Annotated in this window: 18 protein-coding genes and 1 other RNA gene; 10 read left to right on the forward strand and 9 right to left on the reverse strand. The window is 62.2% G+C overall.

The genetic code is table 11. The features are described from left to right. Positions 1-29 precede the first annotated feature (29 nt). Complete coding sequence (locus tag ACFCU0_RS07465; RefSeq protein WP_434973040.1) at positions 30-1,049, reverse strand: COX15/CtaA family protein; 1,020 nt, start codon at positions 1,047-1,049, stop codon at positions 30-32. Between the two features lie 269 nt (positions 1,050-1,318). Here ACFCU0_RS07465 and glmM point away from each other — a divergent pair, with 269 nt between their 5' ends. From glmM to ACFCU0_RS07480, 3 genes are all read left to right on the forward strand, one after another. Beyond that, positions 1,319-2,704, forward strand: a complete 1,386-nt coding sequence (glmM, locus tag ACFCU0_RS07470) for a phosphoglucosamine mutase (RefSeq protein WP_434973041.1) — start codon at positions 1,319-1,321, stop codon at positions 2,702-2,704. A gap of 184 nt (positions 2,705-2,888) precedes the next feature. Continuing rightward, entirely contained in the window at positions 2,889-5,621 is a 2,733-nt protein-coding gene (locus tag ACFCU0_RS07475) for a bifunctional acetate--CoA ligase family protein/GNAT family N-acetyltransferase (RefSeq protein WP_434973042.1), read from the forward strand. 219 nt (positions 5,622-5,840) lie between these two features. Then, on the forward strand, positions 5,841-8,249 hold the full coding sequence (locus ACFCU0_RS07480; protein WP_434973043.1) for a PAS domain S-box protein: 2,409 nt from the start codon (positions 5,841-5,843) through the stop codon (positions 8,247-8,249). A gap of 203 nt (positions 8,250-8,452) precedes the next feature. On the opposite strand, the gene secG is transcribed toward ACFCU0_RS07480, so the two are convergent. The 4 genes from secG to ACFCU0_RS07500 all read right to left on the reverse strand — a co-directional run bounded on the left by secG (position 8,453) and on the right by ACFCU0_RS07500 (position 12,281). Continuing rightward, entirely contained in the window at positions 8,453-8,842 is a 390-nt protein-coding gene (gene secG, locus ACFCU0_RS07485) for a preprotein translocase subunit SecG (RefSeq protein WP_434973044.1), read from the reverse strand. Between the two features lie 104 nt (positions 8,843-8,946). Beyond that, complete coding sequence (locus ACFCU0_RS07490) at positions 8,947-9,540, reverse strand: NUDIX domain-containing protein (RefSeq protein WP_434973045.1); 594 nt, start codon at positions 9,538-9,540, stop codon at positions 8,947-8,949. Positions 9,541-9,603: 63 nt separating this feature from the next. Next, the gene (locus ACFCU0_RS07495; protein ID WP_434973046.1) at positions 9,604-10,371 is read right to left on the reverse strand and encodes an RsmE family RNA methyltransferase; all 768 of its coding nucleotides are present in this window, start codon (positions 10,369-10,371) and stop codon (positions 9,604-9,606) included. Positions 10,372-10,484: 113 nt separating this feature from the next. Then, positions 10,485-12,281 carry a BamA/TamA family outer membrane protein gene (locus ACFCU0_RS07500; RefSeq protein WP_434973047.1) on the reverse strand — a complete coding sequence of 599 codons (1,797 nt, stop codon included), beginning with the start codon at positions 12,279-12,281 and terminating at the stop codon, positions 10,485-10,487. A gap of 78 nt (positions 12,282-12,359) precedes the next feature. Between ACFCU0_RS07500 and ACFCU0_RS07505 the strand changes: the two genes are divergently transcribed. Continuing rightward, positions 12,360-12,713 (forward strand): hypothetical protein, encoded by a 354-nt coding sequence (locus ACFCU0_RS07505; protein WP_434973048.1) that lies wholly within the window; start codon positions 12,360-12,362, stop codon positions 12,711-12,713. A 115-nt stretch (positions 12,714-12,828) separates the two neighbouring features. Next, positions 12,829-13,953, forward strand: coding sequence for an A/G-specific adenine glycosylase (gene mutY, locus ACFCU0_RS07510; RefSeq protein WP_434973049.1), 1,125 nt, complete (start codon positions 12,829-12,831; stop codon positions 13,951-13,953). Positions 13,954-14,077: 124 nt separating this feature from the next. On the opposite strand, the gene ACFCU0_RS07515 is transcribed toward mutY, so the two are convergent. Both ACFCU0_RS07515 and ACFCU0_RS07520 read right to left on the reverse strand, forming a co-directional pair. Continuing rightward, complete coding sequence (locus tag ACFCU0_RS07515) at positions 14,078-14,551, reverse strand: hypothetical protein (RefSeq protein ID WP_434973050.1); 474 nt, start codon at positions 14,549-14,551, stop codon at positions 14,078-14,080. Between the two features lie 218 nt (positions 14,552-14,769). Continuing rightward, positions 14,770-15,375, reverse strand: a complete 606-nt coding sequence (locus ACFCU0_RS07520) for a DUF2085 domain-containing protein (RefSeq protein WP_434973051.1) — start codon at positions 15,373-15,375, stop codon at positions 14,770-14,772. 233 nt (positions 15,376-15,608) lie between these two features. On the opposite strand from ACFCU0_RS07520, the gene groES reads away from it, so the two are divergent. Further along, complete coding sequence (gene groES / locus ACFCU0_RS07525; protein WP_434973052.1) at positions 15,609-15,899, forward strand: co-chaperone GroES; 291 nt, start codon at positions 15,609-15,611, stop codon at positions 15,897-15,899. 109 nt (positions 15,900-16,008) lie between these two features. Beyond that, on the forward strand, positions 16,009-17,679 hold the full coding sequence (groL, locus tag ACFCU0_RS07530) for a chaperonin GroEL (RefSeq protein ID WP_434973053.1): 1,671 nt from the start codon (positions 16,009-16,011) through the stop codon (positions 17,677-17,679). A gap of 245 nt (positions 17,680-17,924) precedes the next feature. On the opposite strand, the gene rnpB is transcribed toward groL, so the two are convergent. Together rnpB and ACFCU0_RS07540 are read right to left on the reverse strand one after the other, a co-directional pair. Beyond that, an RNA gene (gene rnpB, locus ACFCU0_RS07535) (RNase P RNA component class A) lies at positions 17,925-18,384 on the reverse strand. Positions 18,385-18,560: 176 nt separating this feature from the next. Beyond that, the gene (locus tag ACFCU0_RS07540; RefSeq protein WP_434973054.1) at positions 18,561-19,337 is read right to left on the reverse strand and encodes a zinc ribbon domain-containing protein; all 777 of its coding nucleotides are present in this window, start codon (positions 19,335-19,337) and stop codon (positions 18,561-18,563) included. 282 nt (positions 19,338-19,619) lie between these two features. Here ACFCU0_RS07540 and ACFCU0_RS07545 point away from each other — a divergent pair, with 282 nt between their 5' ends. The 3 genes from ACFCU0_RS07545 to ACFCU0_RS07555 all read left to right on the forward strand — a co-directional run. After that, complete coding sequence (locus tag ACFCU0_RS07545) at positions 19,620-21,215, forward strand: phytoene desaturase (RefSeq protein WP_434973055.1); 1,596 nt, start codon at positions 19,620-19,622, stop codon at positions 21,213-21,215. 140 nt (positions 21,216-21,355) lie between these two features. Beyond that, on the forward strand, positions 21,356-21,721 hold the full coding sequence (locus ACFCU0_RS07550) for a DUF2294 domain-containing protein (RefSeq protein ID WP_434973056.1): 366 nt from the start codon (positions 21,356-21,358) through the stop codon (positions 21,719-21,721). A 486-nt stretch (positions 21,722-22,207) separates the two neighbouring features. Further along, a partial coding sequence (locus tag ACFCU0_RS07555) for an isocitrate/isopropylmalate family dehydrogenase (RefSeq protein WP_434973057.1) occupies positions 22,208-22,530 on the forward strand: 323 nt, incomplete at its 3' end.

Below are 22,530 nucleotides of genomic sequence, written 5' to 3' on the forward strand. Positions count from 1 at the left end.
GGGGGGGGCGGCGACCGGCGGGAGGGTGCTTATTTTGATGCTGAACGGGGAGCAAGTACCGGTTCCCGTCTCGCGTGGTCACCCGAGGAAGACCTTGCGCCATCGAGCATTTCGGTCACCTTCCGTTGTGGCGCTTGAACGCGGGCAGCGAGGAGGGTCGTCGCGGTGGTCGTCCCCATGAGAACGGCGCCCACGAGCACGTGACTGGACGCCAGGACCACCTGGAGCGTTGACCGAGTGGACGCAGCCGTGTCGGTGACCAGGATGACGTAGGCGGCGAGGCCCAGGGAAAACTGTGCGGCCAGCGTCAATACCATCGCCCACGCGCTCACATTCAGGCCGCGATACTTTTCGAAGTGCTTCTGAATAAGGACGAAGGTGGCGATGATCAGTCCGGAGACGATGAGTGCGCCTGCGATGTGCATTGCGGCGTACATCCCGTGTATTCCGTGCCCGAACTGCCGGAGTACGGCGCCGAGAACGATCTGAAGGTAGAGCAGTCCGAGCGTCGCATAGGCCGTCCGGCGCAGCCGCGTTGTGGCCTCGGTGTCCGGGAGACGCGAAGACAGGCTTCGCCACGTCTTGGTGGTCGACAGTGCAAGCGACGCCAGGACAGCGACAAAGATCTGTGCCGTGCAGGCGTGCATTGTCGCGAGAAGGATAGAATTCTCCGTAACCCGCAGCCCGCCAAGCAACCCTTGAAGGGATACAAGGACGAGCGCAGCGATGCCCAGGCGACGCGCCCACCGGCGGGGGTCGGCGAGGTAGGTCCAGACAGCGAGGACGAGTGTCAGAAAGCCGACGATTGCACCGAGCAACCGGTGTCCGTGTTCAGCGAGGACCGGTGCGTAGCGATACCAGTCCGGCATGCCCGTTCGAAACGGATCATACGAACCGAAGGAAGACGGCCAGTCCGGTACGGCCATCCCGGCATTGATGCTTGTTACCCAACCGCCCCAGGAAATCAGCACGGCGGTTACGGCAAGGGCAAGGAGGGCAAACCGCCGCCGTGCTTTCCATGCCCGATCGTCAAGTGAAAGGTCCATCATGCCGCTAACGACCGTAAAGATATATTGACGGGGGAAAAGGGAAAACGACCCGCAAAACCGCCGGTTTCGTTAAGAAGCGGTGGGAATGAAGGTCCTGTGGACATGGCTTAACGGGATGGAAACGCTGTTCCGAAGTGGTTCGACATCCAACGCCTCGCGTTGTACATTGGCGATCGCATTCAGCCTCCGTGCATAGCGTATCGAGCGCACGACGCCGGCCGTGAATTGTTGCGGGGGTCCTCTCGGAATTGCCATTACCTTCCCAACGCATGTCCGACGGAACGCTGATCGCCTCTATTTCCGGAATTCGTGGTATTGTCGGGGACGGCCTCGACCCGTCCGTCCTCGTCCGCTATGCGGCCGCGTACGGCACATGGGCGCGTCGGAGGGCACGGTCGAACGGCCGGGATCCGCTGATCATTGTCGGTCGCGATGCGCGTCCGTCCGGGCCGGTATGCGCCTCGATCGTAATCGCCACGCTGCAGAGCATGGGATGCGACGTCGTCGATGCAGGATTAGCAACGACACCGACAATTGAGATGGCGGTCATGGAAGAACAAGCGGCCGGAGGAATCATCCTTTCCGCGTCGCACAACCCGGAGGCGTGGAACGCGCTCAAACTCCTGAACGAGCGCGGCGAATTCCTGACGCCGGCCCAAGGGAAGGCGGTGATGCAGATGGCCGACCGGGAGGAGGCAGAGCCGGTTGGTGTGGATTCGCTCGGGTCGATGCGTGAGACGGAGTACCTTGCCATGCATATCGACCGCATATTGGCGTTAGATGCCATCGATGCAGGCGCCATTTCGGACGCAGGGCTGACCGCCGTCGTTGACGGCGTAAACTCAGTGGGCGGTGTTGCTCTTCCGCGCCTGCTGGATACGCTGGGCGTTCAGGTCATCGAACTGAACTGCGAGCCGACCGGTCGCTTTGCCCACCCCGCTGAGCCGCGCCCGGCGCATCTAACGGAGCTTACGCAGCGGGTAAAAGACACCGGGGCCGACATCGGACTCGCCGTCGACCCGGATGCAGATCGGCTCGCCCTCGTGGACAATCGCGGTCGCTTCGTGTTGGAGGAATTGACTCAGGTCATTTGTGCCGACTTCTGGTGGCAGCACCACTCCGGGCCGTTCGTGACCAACCTGTCTTCATCGCGGGCCATCGAGGACGTTGCCGCGCAGCACGGGGAGACGGTGCACCGATCGGCGGTCGGAGAGATCAACGTTGTGATGCGGATGAAAGAGGTGAACGCCGTACTTGGCGGTGAGGGCAACGGAGGCGTCATCGTCCCGGACCTGCACTACGGGCGGGACGCGCTCGCCGGGACCGCCCTCGTCCTCCAGCACCTTGCGTCCTCCGGCTCGACGCTCGCAGACGTCCACGACGCGATGCCGACGTACGAAATCGTGAAAGACAAGCTGCCTCTGCCCGACCTGGACGTGGATGCCCTGCTCTCTCGCATCGCTCTCGAGTACGAGGGGGAGACCCTCTCCGCCATCGACGGTCTCAAGATCGACTTCGAATCTGCCTGGGTACACATGCGACCGTCGAATACGGAGCCGATCCTTCGCGTATACGCCGAGGCGCCGACCGCGGAAGAGGCGCAGGCTATTGCCGACAGGTTCAAGCAGGAACTGTCCGATCTGATTCAGGAATGATTGCAGGCGTGGACGCATCCTGATCCGACGCTCGCGGCGCCGCCACAACAGAGCAGGATACCGCCAGAAGCAGGCCCATCGATTTGACCCTGCCACTTGTTCGGCCACTTGTGCAGCCGATGAAAGACCCGCGTCGGCCTCTGCCGTGTGGTATCACCTTTCTCATCTAGCCACTTTTTTCCGTATGCCCGACAACGCTTCCTCGCCTCAGGTCGACCCGTCTTACGATCTCATCTCCTCCCGGCGACAGCCGCTGGATGCGATTTTTAACCCGAAGAATGTGGCTGTTGTCGGTGCCAGCGAAAAACCCGGCAGTGTGGGGCGGACGCTTCTCTGGAATCTGATCAGTAATCCGTTCGGCGGGACCGTTTTTCCGGTAAACCCCAACCGGGACAGCGTGCTCGGCATTCAGGCACACGACACCGTCGGCGCCATCGGTGCGGATGTGGATCTCGCCGTGATCGCGACGCCCGCACCCACCGTGCCCGGCATCGTGCAAGAGTGTGCCGAGGCGGGGGTGGACGGCATCGTGATCATCTCCGCCGGGTTTCGCGAGATCGGGGAGGAGGGGGCCGCCCTGGAACGCGAGATCCTCGAAATTGCGAGGCGTGAGGACATCCGAATCGTCGGGCCGAACTGTCTCGGCGTGATGCGCCCGCCGTCCGGGTTGAACGCGACCTTTGCAGGGGCGATGGCACGCCCGGGGAACGTGGCCTTCGTCAGCCAGAGCGGCGCGCTTCTTACCTCCATCCTGGACTGGAGCTTCCGCGAAAACGTTGGCTTCAGCGCGTTCGTCTCCATTGGGTCGATGCTCGATGTCGACTGGGGCGACGTCATCCACTACCTGGGGGACGACCCGAAGACCGACGCCATCGTTCTGTACATGGAGTCCATCGGCGATGCACGGTCCTTTATCTCCGCGGCTCGCGATGTGGCGCAGTCCAAGCCGATCATTGTCATCAAAGCCGGTCGGACGCAGGCCGCCGCGAAGGCTGCCGCTTCGCATACGGGGACGCTTGCAGGATCGGATGCCGTCCTCGACGCAGCCTTCCGGCGCACCGGCGTGCTCCGCGTCGACCGCATCAACGATCTGTTTTACATGGCGGAAGTCCTCGCGAAGCAGCCGCGCCCCCGCGGTCCGCGGCTGACGATCCTTACGAACGCCGGCGGCCCGGGTGTGCTGGCCACGGACGCGCTCATCGAGGGCGGCGGGGAGCTGACGCCCATTTCCGACCACGCGATGGAGCAGTTCGACGGCGTCCTGCCAGATGCGTGGAGTCACGGCAACCCGGTCGACATCCTCGGCGACGCCGACCCGGAGCGCTATGCCAGAGCCCTTGAGATTGCATCGCAGGACGAGAACTCGGACGGGCTCCTGGTGGTGCTGACGCCGCAGGCCATGACCGAGCCGACGAAGACAGCGGAGCACCTGCGCCCCTACGCCCGAAACAACCGGAAGCCCGTTCTTGCGAGCTGGATGGGCGGTGCCGCGGTTGAGTCCGGGGAAAATATTCTGAATGAGGCCGGGCTGCCGACCTTTGCCTATCCGGACACCGCCGTTCGCGCCTTCAACAACATGTGGCGGTACAGCTACAACCTGAAGGCGCTCTACGAAACGCCCAGCCTGCCGCGCGACGAAGAAGGACTCCCCGACCGGGACGCCGCCGATGCCATCGTGTCGGATGCGCACGAGGCCGGGCGGGTGCTGTTGACGGAGGCGGAGTCCAAGAACCTGCTGGCCGCGTACGGCATCCCGACGGTTGAAACGCGGATCGCCGAAACCAAGCCCGACGCGGTCGCCGCAGCAACCGACATTGGGTATCCCGTGGTCGTAAAACTGCATTCCCTGTCGATTACCCACAAAACGGACGTGGGTGGCGTGAAGCTCGATCTGGAGAGCGCCGAAGAGGTGGAGGCGGCGTTCGACGCGATCCAGGGCGGCGTCCCCGACGACGGATTCGACGGCGTGACGGTGCAGCCCATGGTCGATCTGTCGGACGCGTACGAGCTGATCGTGGGTAGCAGCATCGACGATCAGTTCGGTCCCGTCCTGCTCTTTGGCTCAGGCGGACAGCTTGTGGAGGTGGTGAAAGACAGCGCCCTCGCCCTTCCGCCGCTCAACACGACGCTCGCGCGGCGCATGATGGAACAGACCAAGATCTACGAGGCACTGCAGGGCGTTCGCGGGAGAGATCCGGTGGACATGGATGCCCTGGAGAAGCTGATGGTCCGCTTCAGCCAGCTCGTCGCCGAGCAGCCGCGCATCAAGGAGATTGACGTGAACCCGCTCCTGGCACAGCCGGCCGATGACGGCCTTCTCGCTCTCGATGCCCGCGTCGTCCTTCATCCGTACGAGATGGAGGACAGCGACCTGCTCGTACCGGCCATCCGTCCGTACCCTCGGCAGTACGTCGGGACGCACACGATCCGGAGCGGTCGGGATGTCACCGTCCGACCGATCCGACCGGAGGATGAGCCCAAGGTCGTCCGATTTCATAAGGAGCTGTCGGAGCGTAGCGTGTATCTACGGTACGCCAGCCTCATGAAACTCGAGCAGCGCGTTGCCCACGAGCGACTGGCCCGCATTTGCTTCATCGACTACGCCCGCGAGATGGCCCTCGTCGCCGAAACCGACGATGAGAACATCATCGGCATCGGCCGTCTGACGCAGCCGCCGGGACGGAACGAGTCGGAGTTCGCGATGCTTGTCATCGACGACTACCAGGGGGAGGGCGTGGGCACGGAGCTCCTCCGTCGCCTCGTTCGCGTGGGCGAAGACGAAGGCCTGGAGCGGATCACCGCGGACATCCTCCGGCAGAACCGGGCGATGCAGCGCGTGTGCGAGAAACTGGGCTTCCAGATCCTCCATTCCGACGACCCGGCCGAAGAGATGGTCAAGGCGGTGAAAGAACTGTAGGTCGTAAGGGTGTCGCGCCAGGCGCGAGGCGGGGGCTCCATCGGCCTAATCCTATTGCCAAGATGGTAACGCCGAGACCGGGGGCATCGTGCAACGTCCTGAACGGTGGGGTCTACAACTTGACGCGGGTCGTTTGGCCCGCTGTGATCGCAGCACCCCGGCCCGTAGCGGTCCGGGTGGCCGAGTGCGGTTCGCTGTACTTGCAGCAATCCCCCCGTCATGACCGACTCTTCAACATCGCAGGCGGAGCTTGAGGCAGAAGTCCGCCGCCTTGAAGCACGAATCGAAGCCCTTCAGGAAGAGGTCCAGCACGAGCGCGTCGCTCGAAAGACCAGTGAGGCGTTGCTGGACCGAGCCGCGGACGGTGCTTTCACCGCACACGTGGACGCCGAGGGGAGTGTTAAGGAGGTCTGGGTGGACGGCTCCATGCCCGTGCAACAGGACGTGCTGGCGTCGGTCCTGGAGGCGAAGCCGGTCCCGGCACACTGCCGACACGTCGTGCATACCGGGCAGCCGGTCCGATTTCTCGTGGAACCGGAAACGAACGGAGCCAGATCGTCGCGCGACCTTCCCTCATCGATTGATCTCGCCTCTCCGCCGGCCGGAGAGGCGCCCCGCGTCGACGAAGCGACGGAGGCATGGGACGTGACGCTCGTGCCCGTACAGCCGGATGAGGCAAACCGGTTTGAACGACCGACAGATGTACATCCAGACGAGCAACCGGACGAAAGGGACTACGTTCGCGGGATCATCCGGACCGCGACCGCACAGGCCGGGCGCCGCGTCCTTCGCGAATCGCATGCCCTGCAGCACGAACTGGTCGAGTTGCTACCGGACGCCATCCTGATCGTCGGTTCCGATGATCGCGTCCTCTTTTCGAATTCTGCAGCCGTCGACATCGTCGGGGCCTCGGACCAAGATGAGATTCGAGACACGGAAATCTGGGAGTACGTCCACCCGGGAAGTCAGGCCCGGACCCGAAAGTGGAAAGACCGGATTCGCCGCGGCGCCCCGATCGACTTTGCTGAGCACAAGCTCATCCGCAGCGACGGCACGTCAATTCCGGTTGAGACCGCGTCCGTCCCCGTTATCTACCAGGGGCAACGCGCGGCGCTGATTGCGGTGCGGGACCTCGCGGGGCGACGGCGGATGGCCGAGACGATTCAGCACACCCTCGACCTGTTCGACAAGGCATTTCATCTCGGACCGTCGGCTCTTCTTATCGCGCGCCTTCGCGACGGGATGATTCTCGAGGTCAGCGATCGAATGGTCGAATTTGCCGGTCGAAAGGCCCGGGAGTTGCTGGGTGAAACGATCGCGCAGATGGACATCTCCATGTCAAGCGCGTCCCTCGAAGCGTTGTCGGAAGAACTGATGGATCAGGGCGCGATCCACGACCGCGAGCTGCGGGTTCATCTGCCGGGAGAAAGGCCGCGCGTCGTCCTCCTGAGTGCCCGACTCACGGAGATTGATCACGCCGTATGCGCGCTCGTCAGTCTTGTCGATATTACCGAGCGGAAAAAAGCTGCCGTCGCCGTGCGGGAGAGTCGGACGCTCCTCGACAAGATCTTCCGTGCCAGTCCAGCCCCCATCGCCATTTGCCGCCTGGAGGACTGGCAGTACATGGACGTGAACGATGCGATGTGCAGCCTCGTCGGGTTTCCGCATGACGAGATCATAGGTCACCGGCCCGACGATCTAAACCTGTGGGTGAACGAGTCGCAGGAGGAGCAGCTAGCCAATCGTCTCGCCGCCCAGGACGCCGTCTACGATGTCGAAGCGAAGTTTCGTCGCTCCGATGGAAGCATCGTGACGGCGCTCTCCTCGTTTCAGCGCATCTCGGTGGAAGGGGAGGAGTGCGTGCTGGCGGTGATGACGGACATCACCCAGCGGGAGGAAAAGAAGCAGGCGCTGATTGAGGCGAAGGAGCGAGCCGAAGAAATTGCTCAATTTCGTTCGACCGTGTTGTCCAATATGACGCACGAGGTCCGAACGCCGCTCACCGTCATCCTCGGGTTCACATCGATTCTGAGCGATGGCGTAAGTGATGATTACCAGCGGTTTGTCGACTTGATCGAGCGAAGCGGTCGCCGCCTGCTATTGACGCTGGACTCGCTGCTCGACCTCGCGCAATTGGAGGCCGGTACGCTGGATCCCGACATGGAAATCCAGTCGGTGGCCGACGCCATCACGCGCATGACGTCGTCCCACGCCGAGGCCGTGGAAGAAAACGATCTCGCCTTCTCGGTGGAGGTCCCCGACACGCACGTCTTCGCCGAGTTCGACTTCGAGTTGCTCGGCCGCGTCGTGAACCACCTGATCGACAACGCCCTCAAATTCACGGAGGACGGTAGCATCTCAGTGGAGGTCCAGCAGCGCGGCGATGACGTGGTGATCTGCGTCCGCGACACGGGCGCGGGAATCGACGAAGCGTTCCAGGCGAGAATCTTCGACGCCTTCTCTCAGGAAAGCGAAGGGAATACACGATCCCATCAGGGTAGCGGTCTCGGCCTGACCGTCTCAAAACGAATCGTTGAGTGCATGGGTGGACAGCTCACGATCGACAGCGAGAAGGGGACCGGGACGTGCGTGTCGGTGACCTTCCCGGTCGTTAGCGTGGATGCGTAGCGTGCTTCACCTCTCGCTGATCTCGTGGCAGCTGCAACGTTATCGCATACTAAAATCCCCCTGGCGTGGCTGCACGCGTCGGGGGATGACCGCATTTAACCGTCTAACTTACATCTGCGTCCAGTTCTGCGAATCGGGGTAAGGGGTGCCGTCCAGCGCCTGACCGTGCTGAGAAACGGTCGGCGCACGCTGGACGGTGCGCGTTAGTTCGAGCCCGATTCTCCGCCGCCATTCGAGCCGCCTTGGTTGCCGCCGCCAGGAAGGCCGTTTCCGTTCATCGCGCCGTCGGAGGACGGGTTCAGGCCCTGTGCGTTGTTGCCCGGGGCTTGCTGTGTGGTGCTCGGAATGACCGGCTCGCGCTCGTCCTCGCCGATGGCGAAGTTGCTGAGGATGCAGAGCGCGATGAAGATACCCGCGAGGATCCAGGTACCGCGCTCCAGCAGATCCGGTGCGCGACGTGAGCCGAGAACGTCCCGGGTGGCGCCACCGGAGGCAATCCCGGCCAGGCCGCCGCCCTGTCCACTCTGCATCAGGACGACGCCGGTCATGATGACGCCGATGATTGCGATGAAAATAACGAGTGCCGTAAACATCCGTGTGCGGGTGCGATTCGTGAAGTATCAGAAGAGGACGATACGCGTCGCCGATCAGACGATCAAACGTAGCATCGGAATTCCGTGTGAGACTGGCTGTGGCGTTAGCGCGCCGAACCGTCGTTCCGTAGGTGTGCGTCCGCGTACATGAGTGCTACCGTCGTCTTCATGTCGCGAACATCTCCGTTCCGGGTCATTGCGACGGCATCGGTGAATGGCAAGCGATGTACATCAACAAACTCGCCGTCCGAGAGGTCCTGCGTACCTCTGGTCAAATTCGTCGCGAGGTAAAAGTGAATTACCTCGTTGCTGTACCCGATGCAGGGGAAGGAAGATGCAAGGTGGGTAAACGACTCGGCAGTCCACCCCGTCTCTTCTTCGAGTTCGCGAGCGGCAACATCGGCGGGATCCTCTCCCGGTCGGTCGATCTTGCCGGCCGGCACTTCCAGGAAGGTCCGTCGTGCCGGATACCGAAACTGCCGAATCAAGATCGTGCTGCCGTCCGCGAAGAGCGGGACGATGGCAGACGCACCCGGATGATCGATCCACTCTCGCTGGGAGGTGTCTCCGTCCGGCGTGCGCACCTTATCGCGATACACGTTGAGCAACACGCCCTCGACCAATTGAGCGGAAGAGATCTCCTTCTCGCTCAGGTCGCGACGATCCGGTCGTTTCAGGTATGGGTCTGTTGCATCCATAGCGTCGAGCCAACGATGATTACATGATGGTTGCTCCTTCCACAGTCGGCGTCCTGTGGATCTTCACAGAAAAGAGGCGCGATCCATCGGGTTGGCCGCTGCGTAAGCGAGCGAGATCGCCGACGCAGCCACGATGCCGGCTGTTTCCGTGCGGAGTCGGTGTGGGCCCAGGCGCACGGGTTCCGCTCCTGCATCCCGTGCGGCTCGGACCTCCGACTCCGTAAACCCGCCCTCCGGACCAATGAACACGAGAAGGCGAGGTCGCTTTCCGGGCGTCACCGGCGAAGCATTCACGCCAGCCGACAGCGGTTCGGCGTCTGCCGCTTCGTGACAGATCCAGCATTCATCCGTGCCCGCACGCCGGGTCTCGACGATCTGCGCTATCGACATCGGCTCGGTCAGGTCGGGCCGCACGGATCGGCCGCTCTGCTTCATGGCGGCAGTTAGAATGTTGCTGGCACGTTGCTCTCGTAGGCTCTGCACCTCGGTTCGGTCGGTTTCTAGCGGGACGACGCTTGATACACCGCACTCAACGGCCTTTTCCAGGAAGGTCTCGAATCGATTTCTATTCTTCAGAAGGCCGATCGCGACCGTGAGGTGATACGGCGGCTCCCCGGCGTTTTCTGTCGTCTTTCGAATGTTGCCAACGACCTGCTTCGGCTTCACGTGATCGAGTTTCACCTCGAAGCGATGCCCGTTACCGTCCACGACGTAGACGACATCGCCCGGCTGCTTGCGCAGGGAGCGGGCGATGTGCTTTGCCTCATCTCCGTCGAGAATCACGCGTTGCCCACGGATGCTGGATGGGGGCGCATAAAACTGCGTCGTCATGGTGCTTTGTCGTGTGAAATCAGCGGTGCGAGGGGAGGGCGCCGACGTTCGCTGCTTGTCGCGGAGCGCCGGTTCATATTTAGCAGGGGGATGCTGCCCGGTCACCGGTCCGCCTACAGCCCGAGGCTGAGACCGAGGTGTATACGACCGCGGGCAGGAGATTCTTCCGGCTGCAGGGCGTAGCTAAGAAGGACGACGCCAAGCGGCGTTCCGAACTGGAGTCCAATACCGTAGCCGGGGAGCACGCGTCGCCGCTCCGCGAATTCGGCCGTCGTCGGCGTTTCCACGAATCCCAGATCGGCGAACGCGAATGCGTACGAGACCGGATCGAGTTGCACCCGGTACTCCACCAGTCCGCGGAGGGTGATGCGACCGGCGTAGCGGTCCTCGTCGTAACCGCGAAGGGTCTGTGCGCCGCCCAGCCGAAACAGGTCGCTTTCGTCGTAGGCGTCACTCCGAAGCAGGTGGGCGTCCGCTCCAAGCGCGATCAGTTGTCGGTTAAACGTCGGGAGATAGAGCCGAGCGGACCCGGTGACTCGCTCCTGCCTGAGGGTCTCGGATTCCGTAAGCGTGTCGCCAGCCACCACGCGTCGCAGCGACCGTCGCTTGCGTCCCTGCTCAAGGCGGGCGGAGGCTTCCACCCCTCGGCGGGGGTTGACGGGGTCGTCCAGGCGCTCGAACGTGGCGCTGACCCCGTAGAAGTACGCAGACGATCGTGGGATTTGTTGCTCGTTTCGTACGATTGCCGTTCCCCCCTGCCCGGGCCGGACCACCTCTCGGCTTCCAGTGACCGACACGCTCCACGTGGGCTTCGGGTTCACTCCTACGGCGAGGCGATAGCGTCGGTGGCCGTATGTGGAGTCTCGCTGCTCGCCTGAAAACGATACCTCCGTGCGGATCGGTCGCCCGGCGACGTACGGGTCGACCGCCTGGACGTCGAGCAGGCTGACCTGCCCCGGGCGGCGGTCGAGCCGAAGGGTGAGCCGCCGTCCTCCCCCGAGCACGTTCCGGAGGGCCAGCCGCCCGTTGCCGACCAGTTGTCCGCCGTTGGTGCCCGGCAGGTATCCTATCACAACATCGAACGTCCCTGGCGACACGTCGCGGATCGGGATGAAGAGCGTAGCGCCACCATCCGCATCGACGCGAAGCTCCGGCGGTCCGACCATGTCAAACAGCCCGGTTTGCTGGAGTGCGGTGCGGAGACGGCCCGGGTCGTAGTTCCGGAGCGGTTCTCCGAGTTGGAGGCCGCCACGCCGGGCGACAAAGCGGGGAGACGTTCGCGTGCCGGGCGGCAAAACGACCCGTTTCAGCCACAGCCGAGGGCCGGGACGAACCTGGAGGCCAAGACCCATTTCTGCTGGATCAGCCGTTTCGTTCAGCCAGACGCTGTCAATGCGCACCTCGGCGAGCGGATAACCTTCGCCCTCGAAGGCGGTAAGGACGTCATCGATCGCCGTCTTAAGGTCCAGGGCGGAGAGCGGCTCTCCCTGTTTAAGGTCGAGTAGCGTGCGCGTCTCCTCTGCGAGGATGGAGTCGGGGCTGTCCACCTGAAGGGGACCGAGAACCACGTGCGGCCCGCGATGGATGTGCGCGTATCGCTGCTGCGACGAGGCGGAAGTATCCTGCGTTACGGAGTCGAGTCGCGCCGCATAATATCCAGATGTGCGGACCGAGGACAAGATACCTGCGGGGCTGTTGGGCGGCTCCGCATGCGAGATCGTGTCTGCCCACATCGTCGTGTCGCCGTCCACTACAATAAACCAGGTGGACGTGGTATCCGAGGCGGTCGGGTCTTCGCTCTGGGCGTCACACCGAGACGCAGAAACCAGGAGGAGGACCAACCCGAGCACGAACAGCAACACTGCCCGGCGCGTCGAGTACAGCCTGTGGTCCTGCGAAGCGCTCCTCATTTCAATCGTTGTCTCCCGATCTGCACACCCTTCCTTCTGTTTATGCGCGGTACACCGATGCGGCACAAGATGTTGTTGATGCTGGTATCTTCCGCCGTCGGTGTGCTGATCCTGGGCTTCACGGTCGGACCAGCAGGTGCCGTACGCCACGGCCATGAACGACCCGTGCCTCGCGCGGTTGCAGACCGTGATACCCTGAGGCAGACCGTCCAGGCCGGGAAGTCGCTCATTCTCACCCTTCCGGAGCGCATCAACGACCGACCGGTGTCGCGTTATTACCTCATTCGAGGCCCTGCACTGTCGAGCGTGGCCGGCCGCTCCCTTCTCTGGGTGACGCGACCGGAAGATACCGGATTGCATCGAATCGATCTGATCGCGGAGGCCGATGGCTCGCCCATCGACACGGTGCGTGTTAAGGTCTCCGTGAAGTAAAACGCCCCGCCGGCGTGGAGTCAACGGCACCGGCACCGGTGCTCCGCCAATGTCCGATGCCGGTTTGTTGCACGCCGACGATTGCCCTCACTCTGTAACGAGTTGTCTCACGTCCATGCCCGATCTCGACAGCCTTTCCGCATCTGATGAGCAGATTCAGGCCTTCCGAGGACCGCTCATGGAGTGGTACGATGAGAACAAGCGGGAGATGCCGTGGCGGAAGACCGGAGACCCATACCGGATCTGGGTGTCGGAGATCATGCTTCAGCAGACGCGGGTCGACACGGTTCGGGACTACTATCGCCGGTTCGTCGACGCCTTTCCGACCGTCGAAGACCTCGCCGATGCCGAACAGGACGACGTCCTGAAGCTATGGGAAGGGCTCGGGTACTATTCGCGCGCCCGCTATCTTCACCATGCCGCCGGGCAGGTCGTGCGCGAGCATGACGGGACGGTGCCGCGCGATTATGATGCCATCCGTAACCTGAAGGGGATCGGTCCCTACACGGCCGCGGCGGTCCTGTCGATCGCTTATAACGAGCCGCACCCGGTCTTGGATGGCAACGTGATGCGGGTCGTCAGCCGGGTGTTCGCGTCGGACGCAAATATTAAAAAGGCCAAGACGCAGCGGCATTTCCGGCGTCTAGCGGGAGAGCTGCTCGATCCCGAGCGGGCGGGCGACTTCAACCAGGCGATGATGGAGCTTGGCGCAACCATCTGCACGCCGACGTCGCCCACGTGCAAGCAGTGTCCGGTGCAGCATGCCTGTTCGGCCAATGCCGCAGGCAGTCCCGCGTCCTACCCGGTGCGGCCCGAGTCCCGGCCCGTACCGCACCACGACGTGGCCGTCGGGCTGGTGTTTAACGACAACGGGTCTATCCTCATCCAACGGCGGCCGGAGGACGGCCTACTGGGCGGGCTGTGGGAATTTCCCGGCGGGAAATCCGAGGACGACGAGTCGATGGAGGACGCGTGCGCCCGAGAGCTCCGAGAAGAACTGGGCATCGAGGTCGACGTCGAAGCCCCGTTTTACACGCTTTCGCACGCCTACTCTCACTTCAAGATCACGCTCTACGCGTTTCGGTGCCGCCTCATCGAGGGAGAGCCCACGTCCGAGGAAGGACAGCCGATCCGATGGGTTAATCTTACGGACCTCGACAATTACGCATTTCCCCGCGCCAATCGTAAGCTGATCGAAGAGCTGGACCGGCGCCAGGATGCCCCGTCGCTATTCGACTGATTGGGTTTCGGATTGGGAATTGGGAATCGAAGATTAAGGATTACAGGGGGGGCGTACGGCCCACGACGTGACTGGCCTCGTCGAGGATCCGCCAATCCGGGCGCTGCATCGCTCCGGTGTGCAGCTACTGCAGGGTGCCCTCGCCTCTCTTGAATAGCGCGGCCCCGATTGCACCGCCAATTGCGCCGAAAATCGCATAGATGAAGGCGCTGACGCCCGTAATCAGAATCATGCCACCCACACTCGACATGTACTCCTGGATGTTGCGAAGCATCTGACGCCCTTCCTCCGTCATTCCTTCCTGCTGCATGGCATTCTGCAGCTGGTCTTCGCTGGTCGGGACCAGTCCGATCGAGCCGAGAAGATAGGTGAAGGCGGCGCTGAACACGGCGGCGAGGACGCCCATCCCGGCCCCCATCACCGCAGCATCGGCCGTCTCGGCTGTGATCTGCTCCTGGTTGGTATAATACCATATGCCCGCCATGGCACCCAGAATGACGCCGAGGCAGCACAGGCAATTGATGACACTGATCGGCGAGGTGCTCAGCACTCCGCCGACGAGTCCACCGATGATGATGGACGTTTGCTTGGTCGACATAATCGTGTTAGGTGAATGATCGCACAGAGGGTGAAAGGGCAAACCCGGCGAAGGTGCGAACGGCGTCGCGAACTCGTTCGCGAATATGATGGCCGGACTTTACATCTGAACGTGCGCGAAAAGGTAGTTACGGGACGGCAGAATTGAAACGACGTTTTCTCCGTCCGTACAATGGTCTGGCAGGAGAGCGGCCGGATCGGCCGAAATTCGCGGTGCCGCTAGGCAGAGGCAGAGGTGCCGTTGTCGTTGGCCTGACCGGCGTCCGGCGGCACTGTCGATGTCCGTCCTCGCGACACCCCCGAGGCAATCGCCACGACAAGAAACAGACCCGCGACTACGCCGAGGAGGGCGCCAGTACCGACGCGGCTCACCGGCGAGTTTTGCCAGCCGTGAAATGGTGTCCATGCCCCGATGAACGGCCCGATCCAGTCGAGGGCGAGTGGGATGAGCGCGCCGGCAAGGGCATATCGTAGTGTGGAGAGCAACCGATCCCAGGTAAGCGAGGATGTATCCAGCCACTGCCTGCAGACCGGTCGTGCTGCGGCGCGAAGGACCGCAGCCAGAACGACGCCGCTGAGTAGCCCTGCATAGATCCCGATGCAACGGTCACAGACGGCGATGTGGGTGCCGTCGATCGTTGGGGAGCGGGCCGGGAGCTGGTGGCAGAGCGGCGCGAACGCCTCCATTAATAGCCATCGGGCCCACGGTGGCAGCCACGGTGGCATTACGGCAAGGCCGACCAGAAGGGCCGCGCCGGCAACAGAGCCGAGCCAAAGACGCCACATGCGGCCCTGCCACGACAGGAACGGCGGAGAGGAGGACATAAAAAGTCTGAGATGGCCGGGCGGATGGCGATGCAAGACGGCCTACGTCGTAGCTCTCCCGACGTTCTCTTTCGGTTAACTAATCTTCACCCGGTCGAGCGCCGCAGAAAGGAACAGCGTGATGGCGCTAATGTACAGCTTCTTAGATTTATTAGCACTCGCCACTGGAGAGTGCTAACAGAGAAAAATGAAGTTCCACTTGCACTCACTGCTCACTAATCAAGGAGGGTATCATGGCGAGCATCAAACCACTTGGTGACCGCGTGGTCGTCCAGCCACTCGAGGCGGACGAAAAAACGGAAAGCGGTCTTTACATCCCTGACTCCGCTCAGGAGAAGCCGCAGAAAGGCACCGTTGTCGCGATTGGGCCGGGTCGCGTTGAGAACGGCACCAAGGTCGATATGACCGTGTCGGAAGGCGACGAAGTTCTCTACGGCAAGTACGCCGGCACCGAGGTGTCGCTCGACGGCGGAGAATTCTTGATCATGCGCGAAAGCGACATCTTCGGCGTGATCGAAGGATAAGTCGGCCGATCCGGCAGCTCCTTCAGTCAAACTGAGTTGGACCAGTCTTGCCCACGGAGGGGCAGGGCTCGAATTCAGCGATACAATCGAATCGAACCACCACTGATTTATGAGCAAGGACATCAAGTTCGAAGAAGAAGCGCGCAATGCCCTCAAGGAGGGTGTTGACACGCTGGCACGTGCCGTCAAGGTGACGCTCGGGCCGAAGGGACGGAACGTCGTCCTCGAGAAATCCTTCGGCGCGCCGACCATCACGAAAGATGGTGTCACGGTCGCGAAGGAGATCGAGCTGAAGAATAAAATGCAGAACGTCGGCGCCCAGATGGTCAAGGAGGTTGCCTCCAAGACCTCTGACGTTGCCGGTGACGGAACGACGACAGCGACGGTGCTGGCGCAAGCCATCATCAACCGCGGCCTCAAGAGCGTCACGTCGGGTGCGAATCCGATGGATCTGAAGCGCGGCATTGACGCAGGGGTTCGCGCCATTGTTGCTGACCTCCGCGCGCAGAGCAACGAGGTGGAAGGCAAAGATCGCATCTCGCAGGTCGCAACGATTTCCGCCAACAACGACGACGAGATCGGCCGACTGATTGCCGATGCGTTCGATCGTGTTGGAAAGGACGGCGTCATCACCGTGGAAGAAGCCCGCGGCATTGAGACGTACCTTGACGTCGTGGAAGGCATGCAGTTCGACCGCGGCTACCTCTCGCCGTACTTCGTGACCGACTCCGAGAACATGGAGGCGGTACTCGAAGATGCGTATGTACTCGTGATCGACGGCAAGGTCAGTAAGATGCAAGACCTGCTGCCGATTCTCGAGAAGGTCAGCCAGACGGGTCAGCCGCTGCTTATCATCGCGGAGAACGTTGAGAACGAAGCGCTCGCGACGCTCGTCGTGAACAAGCTTCGGGGCACGCTGAAGGTGGCGGCCGTGAAGGCACCCGGCTTCGGCGATCGGCGCAAAGCCATGCTGGAAGACATCGCTGTTCTGTCCGGCGGTACGGTCATCTCGGAAGAGAAAGGCTACAAGCTGGAGAGCGCCACGCTCGACATGCTCGGCCAGGCCAACCGCATCACGATCGACAAGGACAGCACGACGGTTGTTGATGGCGCCGGGCAGGAAGAGCAGATCAACGCCCGTGTCAACCAGATCAAACAGCAGATTAGCTCCTCCACGTCGGACTACGACCGTGAGAAGTTGCAGGAGCGTCTGGCCAAGCTTTCGGGCGGTGTTGCCGTGCTGAAGGTTGGTGCAGCGACCGAGCCGGAGATGAAGGAGAAGAAGGCTCGCGTCGAAGATGCGCTCCACGCCACGCGTGCGGCAGTGGAAGAAGGCATCCTGCCGGGAGGCGGCGTTGCCTATCTCCGTGCCCTCCACGTTCTGGATGGTCTCGACGTTGAGAATGAAGACCAGGAGATTGGCGTCGGCATCATCAAGAAGGCTGTTGAAGCGCCGCTCCGCCAGATTGCGGAGAACGCAGGCGCCGAAGGATCCATCGTGGTCCAGAAGGTGCTCAGCGAAGACGGTGACTTCGGCTACAACGCCCGTACAGAGAAGTACGGCCGGCTGATGGATGAGGGCGTAATCGATCCGACGAAGGTCACGCGTTCCGCGCTTGAGAATGCGGCGTCCGTGGCTGCACTGATGCTCACCACCGAGTCCGTCATTGTCACGAAGGAAGACGAAGACGACAATGGTGGCGGCGGCGGCGGTGCCCCCGCCGGCGGCGGAATGCCTGCCGGAATGGGTGGCATGGGCGGAATGGGTGGCATGATGTAAACCGCACCCATCCCTCGGCCGCTCGAGTTGATCTCGAGCTCCGACCGTCACGCATCACGCCGTGACATTCAACGCCACGCTTCCCATCCGTGGGAGGCGTGGCGTTTTTCGTGTATGGCATCCACTGACGCCATGACCCTGCCGCACGACCCACAACGCACGACCCACAACACAAAAGCAGCCCCCATCGCTGGAGGCTGCTTCTTCGAGACAGCCGATCCTCGGGAGACCGGCAAAAAGTGTGCGGCGCGTGCGAACCTGTAAGCCGAATTCTGTCCCGCCGTCGGTCTGCCGCGGACCCATCAGCGGGGATCATCATCTATCTGGGACGATCGTCGCCGATCGTCTCGAGCAACCTACCCGCACCGCGTCTTCGGCGGGCCGCCATATTGCGCCGGGACGATGCCCGGGACGCATGCGGTGCTACTGGGTCTTGCACCCCGTGGGGTTTGCCTGGCCGCGACGGTCACCCGGTCGCGCCGGTGCGCTCTTACCGCACCCTTTCACCCCTTACCTGTGCTACGTCCGAAGACGCAGTCATCGGCGGGACTCCTCTCTGTTGCACGTGCCATCCCCGGCCCGGCCGCTCGTTCCGTAGGGAACGCGCCGGACGGGGTCTTCCCGTTAGGAAGCACGGTGCCCTGTGGTGTTCGGACTTTCCTCACCGCCGACTCTCGCCGACGGAGCGATCATCCGGTTCACACGCCTGGAGCCCGGCGAGCCATGCCCGCCAGGTTCCCTCATATCGTACATAACGAGCAGGACGAAACGCGAGATCCCGGAAAGGATCTCGATCTAGCCCTCTCGCTCACCGTCGCAGTCGCAGACGTGCGCCCAGCGACGCGGTCCTGGACGCGTTCCTAACGATTCTTGACGCGGTCCTACAGGTCGAGGCGTGCCTTCATGTCGTCGACCGTTTCGTTGTAGAGCTCCTGGTCGACGATGATGCGCCCGGTATGCTCGCATGCGACAATATGCTTACGCTGCCGGATTTCGACCTGGCGTTGGGGAGGAACAGCAAAGCCGGCCGCCGCCCCTCGCTTCAGGGGCACTACGGCTCGGCCGTCTCGGAGGCGATTACGCAGCTTGGTGTATGCGTTGAGGTAGCGCTCGTCGACTTTTTCCTCCGCCTCATCTCGAATCGAATTGAGCGCGGATTCTTCATCCTCCGTTTCCTGGAGAACGTCGTTCAGTTTGTCGCGCTTCTCGTCGAGGACTCCACGCAGATCTTCAAGTCGCGACTCCGTCTCGGAAATGGCGCTTTCGTTGTTCTCGAGCGTGTTTTCAGACTCTTCGATCGCTTCTTCGGCGTTTTCGATGCGCTCCTTCTGCGCCTCGATCTCCTTCGTGAGCGCGTCGTACTCACGGTTGTTGCGCACCTGAAGCTGCTGCTGCTCATACTTCTCAATGAGCTGCTCGGCTTCCTTGATGTCGAGCTCGGCCTGGCGCTTGGCCACCTTCTTGTCCTTGAGCTCCTGCTCGAACTTCTCCAGACGCGTTTCCAATCCGGCCTTTTCGTCCTCAAGATCCTGAATCTCATCCGGAAGGTCACCCCGGAGTTTCTGAATCTGATCGATGCGATTGTCGATGTGCTGGAGACGAACCAGAGCGCGTAGCTGGTCCTCTACCGTCGATGTCTTCGTATCGGCCGTCGGCATGTACAGGTTATCGGCTGTGGTCGTGATGTGCGGAAGCGGGCAGTAGATGCAAACCCCCGGGTCCGACGGATGTTCAGCCGACGATGGACTCCCGCTTCGATTTCCTGCGAAGAAGCGCGTCTGCGCGTACGAGGGTACCGAAATCCTGACGGAGGGCCCGACGAATTTTGCCCTCCACGTAGTCGGCGTCGTGTAACTGAAGCGTCGCGGTTGGGATGAACCCGGCGCGTCGGGCTGGCGTTGGCACAGGCGCACAAACGTTCACACTCAACGCGATGGAATATGAGTTGGATGCAGAAGATGGTACGCCGGGACGATGCGGCGCTGAATACGCGCACCGAGCCTGTTTCTGCCGGCCCGGACGCCCCCCACGCGGTCGTGGTCGGTGCCGGCTTCGGCGGTCTTGCCGCAGCCATTCGCCTCGGAGCCCGCGGATTTCGCGTCACGGTCCTGGATCGGCTTGATCAGCCGGGCGGCCGCGCGCGTGTGTTCGAACAGGACGGATTCACCTTCGATGCGGGGCCTACGGTCGTCACGGCTCCGTTTTTATTCGACGAACTGTGGTCGCTCTGTGGCCGCGACCTGTCCGACGACGTGGAGCTGGTGCCGGTCGACCCGTTCTATCGCATCCGATTTGACGATGGCACCCATTTCGACTATAACGGGGACATGGCGGACATGGTGCGGGAAATCCGCAAGTTTGCCCCGTCCGATGTCGACGGCTACAAACGGTTCCTCGAGAAGAGCGAGGAGATCTTCGATATCGGTTTTGAAGAACTCGGGCATGTCCCGTTCGACAACCTGTCGGACATGCTGAAGATCATTCCGGCGATGGTGAAGCTGCAAAGCCATCGAACCGTCTACAACCTCGTATCGAAGTACGTCAAGCATCCCAAAATTCGGAAGGTTCTGTCCTTTCACCCGCTGCTCGTGGGCGGCAACCCCTTCACCACGACGTCGATCTATACGCTCATAGCGTTTCTTGAGCGAAAGTGGGGCGTCTGGTATTCGATGGGCGGCACGGGATCGCTAGTATCCGGGCTCTCGGATCTTATCGACGGCCTGGGCGGAACGCAGCGCTACGGTGCTGACGTCGAGCAGATTCTCGTCGAGAACGGCCGGGCCAGCGGCGTTCGCCTCACCGACGGGGAGGTCATCGATGCCGACCTGGTGGTGTCGAATGCCGACGTCGGGTGGACGTACCGTCACATGATCCATCCGAGTGACCGGGACACCTGGACGGATGAACGGGTCGAAAACATGAACTACTCGATGAGCCTGTTTGTCTGGTACTTCGGCACGGACCGAACCTACGAGGACGTCGAGCACCACACCATTCTGATGGGGGAGCGGTACGAATCCCTGCTCGACGACATCTTCCACAACAAGGAGCTGGCGGAAGACTTCAGTTTGTATCTGCACCGTCCGACGAAGACGGACCCGTCGATGGCGCCCGAGGGACACGATGCCTTCTATGTCCTTTCGCCGGTTCCGCACCTCGAAAGCGGTATCGACTGGCGTGTCCAGGCCGAGCCGTACCGGCAGGCCGTGTCTGACTATCTCGCGGATACGATTCTACCCGGCCTCGATGACCACCTCGTCACGTCCCGCATGCTGACGCCGCGCGAGTTCCTGACGGACTACAAAAGTCTGAAGGGGGCGGCGTTTAGCGTGGAGCCGATCCTTAAGCAGAGCGCCTGGTTCCGACCTCACAACCGGAGCGAGGACGTAGATCACCTGTACTTCGTCGGCGCAGGCACCCACCCCGGCGCCGGCATGCCGGGTGTCCTGTCCACCGCACGCGTTCTGGACAGCATTGTGCCGGAGCCGGATGCCTTTCGACCCACCCGGGCGCCGAAGGAAACGATGGCGGCCTGATCCCGCCGGCAGCGACTATGTTGGGCCGTCCTTCCATGCCCTCGACGGGGTTTCACCGTCGGGGGCAAACTTTTTTGTGCGACATGCTGTTGGCGGGGACGAATCACGTTGTTTCCGTCTCATACTGCTCGATGCACTGCATGGATCGTACGAAAGGACAGGTCGAAGCTGCCATCACCGAGGCGATCACCCGGTTTGAGCGCGAATACCTCGGCCGCGGCCCACGCGAGGCGAAGGCATATATTCTCGATGACATGGTCCTCGTTCGCCTGACCGGCATACTGAGTCCGGCCGAGCGACAGCTCAGCGACGAATCGGGCGGCATCGAGATGATCAAGCAGATGCGGTCCCGCCTCGTGGAAAGTTGTAGCGATGACCTTGAGGCCCTGGTGGAGGAGGAAGTCGGCCTCGAGGTCGTCAGTATGCACACGGACATTAGCGCTCAGACCGGCGAGCGCGTGTTCGTGTTCGTCCTCAGCGGGGATCTAGCCAGCCGGTGGGAATGAGCCTCGTTGCGACCGACATGGGCCTGCGTCATCCTTTGTGAAAAACCTGCGACCGGGGCGGGCATCGGGAATAAATGTTCATCGATGGAGTTTGGGTGGGTCGGACGGCAGGATAGACGGATCGGCGGATGGCCGAGCCAGAGGATCAGGCCGTATACACATACCGACTGCGCCTTCGAGCGAGACAAACGTGGCAGGCAGACGGGCATGACGCCCCGGATGACACGCGGTTGTCTGGAACGCTGGCCGACCTTGATACGCACGCCGTGTATCGAAGGGCGGCCTTTTCTATGGGGGTACGTGGGCCCGGCGTCTGCAGCCCGGTCTCGCGTCCATTCGCCGGAGCGCAGGACCTCTTCGACTGATCCTCACATTGTACTCTCCCTCCTCATGAGCACGCATCCTGATCCTTCCCGCGCCGCCGTCGATTTCAGCTCTTCGGACGGTTCGTCTGCGGACGTCACGCTTGCCCCTTCCCCCCAGCGGATGCTTGAAAATACCGGGACCGTCCCCGTCGCCGTCGCCTACGGAGACGGCATCGGTCCCGAAATTACCGAGGCCGTACTCCGCGTCCTCGACGCAGCGAACGCGCCGCTTTCATACGACGTCATCGAGGTCGGCCGCGCGGCCTACGAACGGGGGATTACGTCGGGCATCCCCGAAGAGGCATGGGATGCCATTCGCAGCAATCGCGTCTTTCTCAAAGGTCCAATCACGACGCCTCAGGGCGGCGGCTACAAGAGCCTCAACGTCACGATTCGGAAGGCGCTAAGCCTGTTCGCCAATGTGCGCCCGACCAAGTCGTACGC

This window comes from Longibacter sp. (assembly GCF_051155795.1).
Taxonomy (GTDB): domain Bacteria; phylum Bacteroidota; class Rhodothermia; order Rhodothermales; family Salinibacteraceae; genus Longibacter.

Coding starts and splice junctions, on each gene's coding strand:
- ACFCU0_RS07465 (WP_434973040.1), bottom strand. CDS start 1,049: ATGATGGACCTTTCACTTGACGATCGGGCATGGAAAGCACGGCGGCGG.
- glmM (WP_434973041.1), top strand. CDS start 1,319: ATGTCCGACGGAACGCTGATCGCCTCTATTTCCGGAATTCGTGGTATT.
- ACFCU0_RS07475 (WP_434973042.1), top strand. CDS start 2,889: ATGCCCGACAACGCTTCCTCGCCTCAGGTCGACCCGTCTTACGATCTC.
- ACFCU0_RS07480 (WP_434973043.1), top strand. CDS start 5,841: ATGACCGACTCTTCAACATCGCAGGCGGAGCTTGAGGCAGAAGTCCGC.
- secG (WP_434973044.1), bottom strand. CDS start 8,842: ATGTTTACGGCACTCGTTATTTTCATCGCAATCATCGGCGTCATCATG.
- ACFCU0_RS07490 (WP_434973045.1), bottom strand. CDS start 9,540: ATGGATGCAACAGACCCATACCTGAAACGACCGGATCGTCGCGACCTG.
- ACFCU0_RS07495 (WP_434973046.1), bottom strand. CDS start 10,371: ATGACGACGCAGTTTTATGCGCCCCCATCCAGCATCCGTGGGCAACGC.
- ACFCU0_RS07500 (WP_434973047.1), bottom strand. CDS start 12,281: ATGAGGAGCGCTTCGCAGGACCACAGGCTGTACTCGACGCGCCGGGCA.
- ACFCU0_RS07505 (WP_434973048.1), top strand. CDS start 12,360: ATGCTGGTATCTTCCGCCGTCGGTGTGCTGATCCTGGGCTTCACGGTC.
- mutY (WP_434973049.1), top strand. CDS start 12,829: ATGCCCGATCTCGACAGCCTTTCCGCATCTGATGAGCAGATTCAGGCC.
- ACFCU0_RS07515 (WP_434973050.1), bottom strand. CDS start 14,551: ATGTCGACCAAGCAAACGTCCATCATCATCGGTGGACTCGTCGGCGGA.
- ACFCU0_RS07520 (WP_434973051.1), bottom strand. CDS start 15,375: ATGTCCTCCTCTCCGCCGTTCCTGTCGTGGCAGGGCCGCATGTGGCGT.
- groES (WP_434973052.1), top strand. CDS start 15,609: ATGGCGAGCATCAAACCACTTGGTGACCGCGTGGTCGTCCAGCCACTC.
- groL (WP_434973053.1), top strand. CDS start 16,009: ATGAGCAAGGACATCAAGTTCGAAGAAGAAGCGCGCAATGCCCTCAAG.
- ACFCU0_RS07540 (WP_434973054.1), bottom strand. CDS start 19,337: ATGCCGACGGCCGATACGAAGACATCGACGGTAGAGGACCAGCTACGC.
- ACFCU0_RS07545 (WP_434973055.1), top strand. CDS start 19,620: ATGAGTTGGATGCAGAAGATGGTACGCCGGGACGATGCGGCGCTGAAT.
- ACFCU0_RS07550 (WP_434973056.1), top strand. CDS start 21,356: ATGGATCGTACGAAAGGACAGGTCGAAGCTGCCATCACCGAGGCGATC.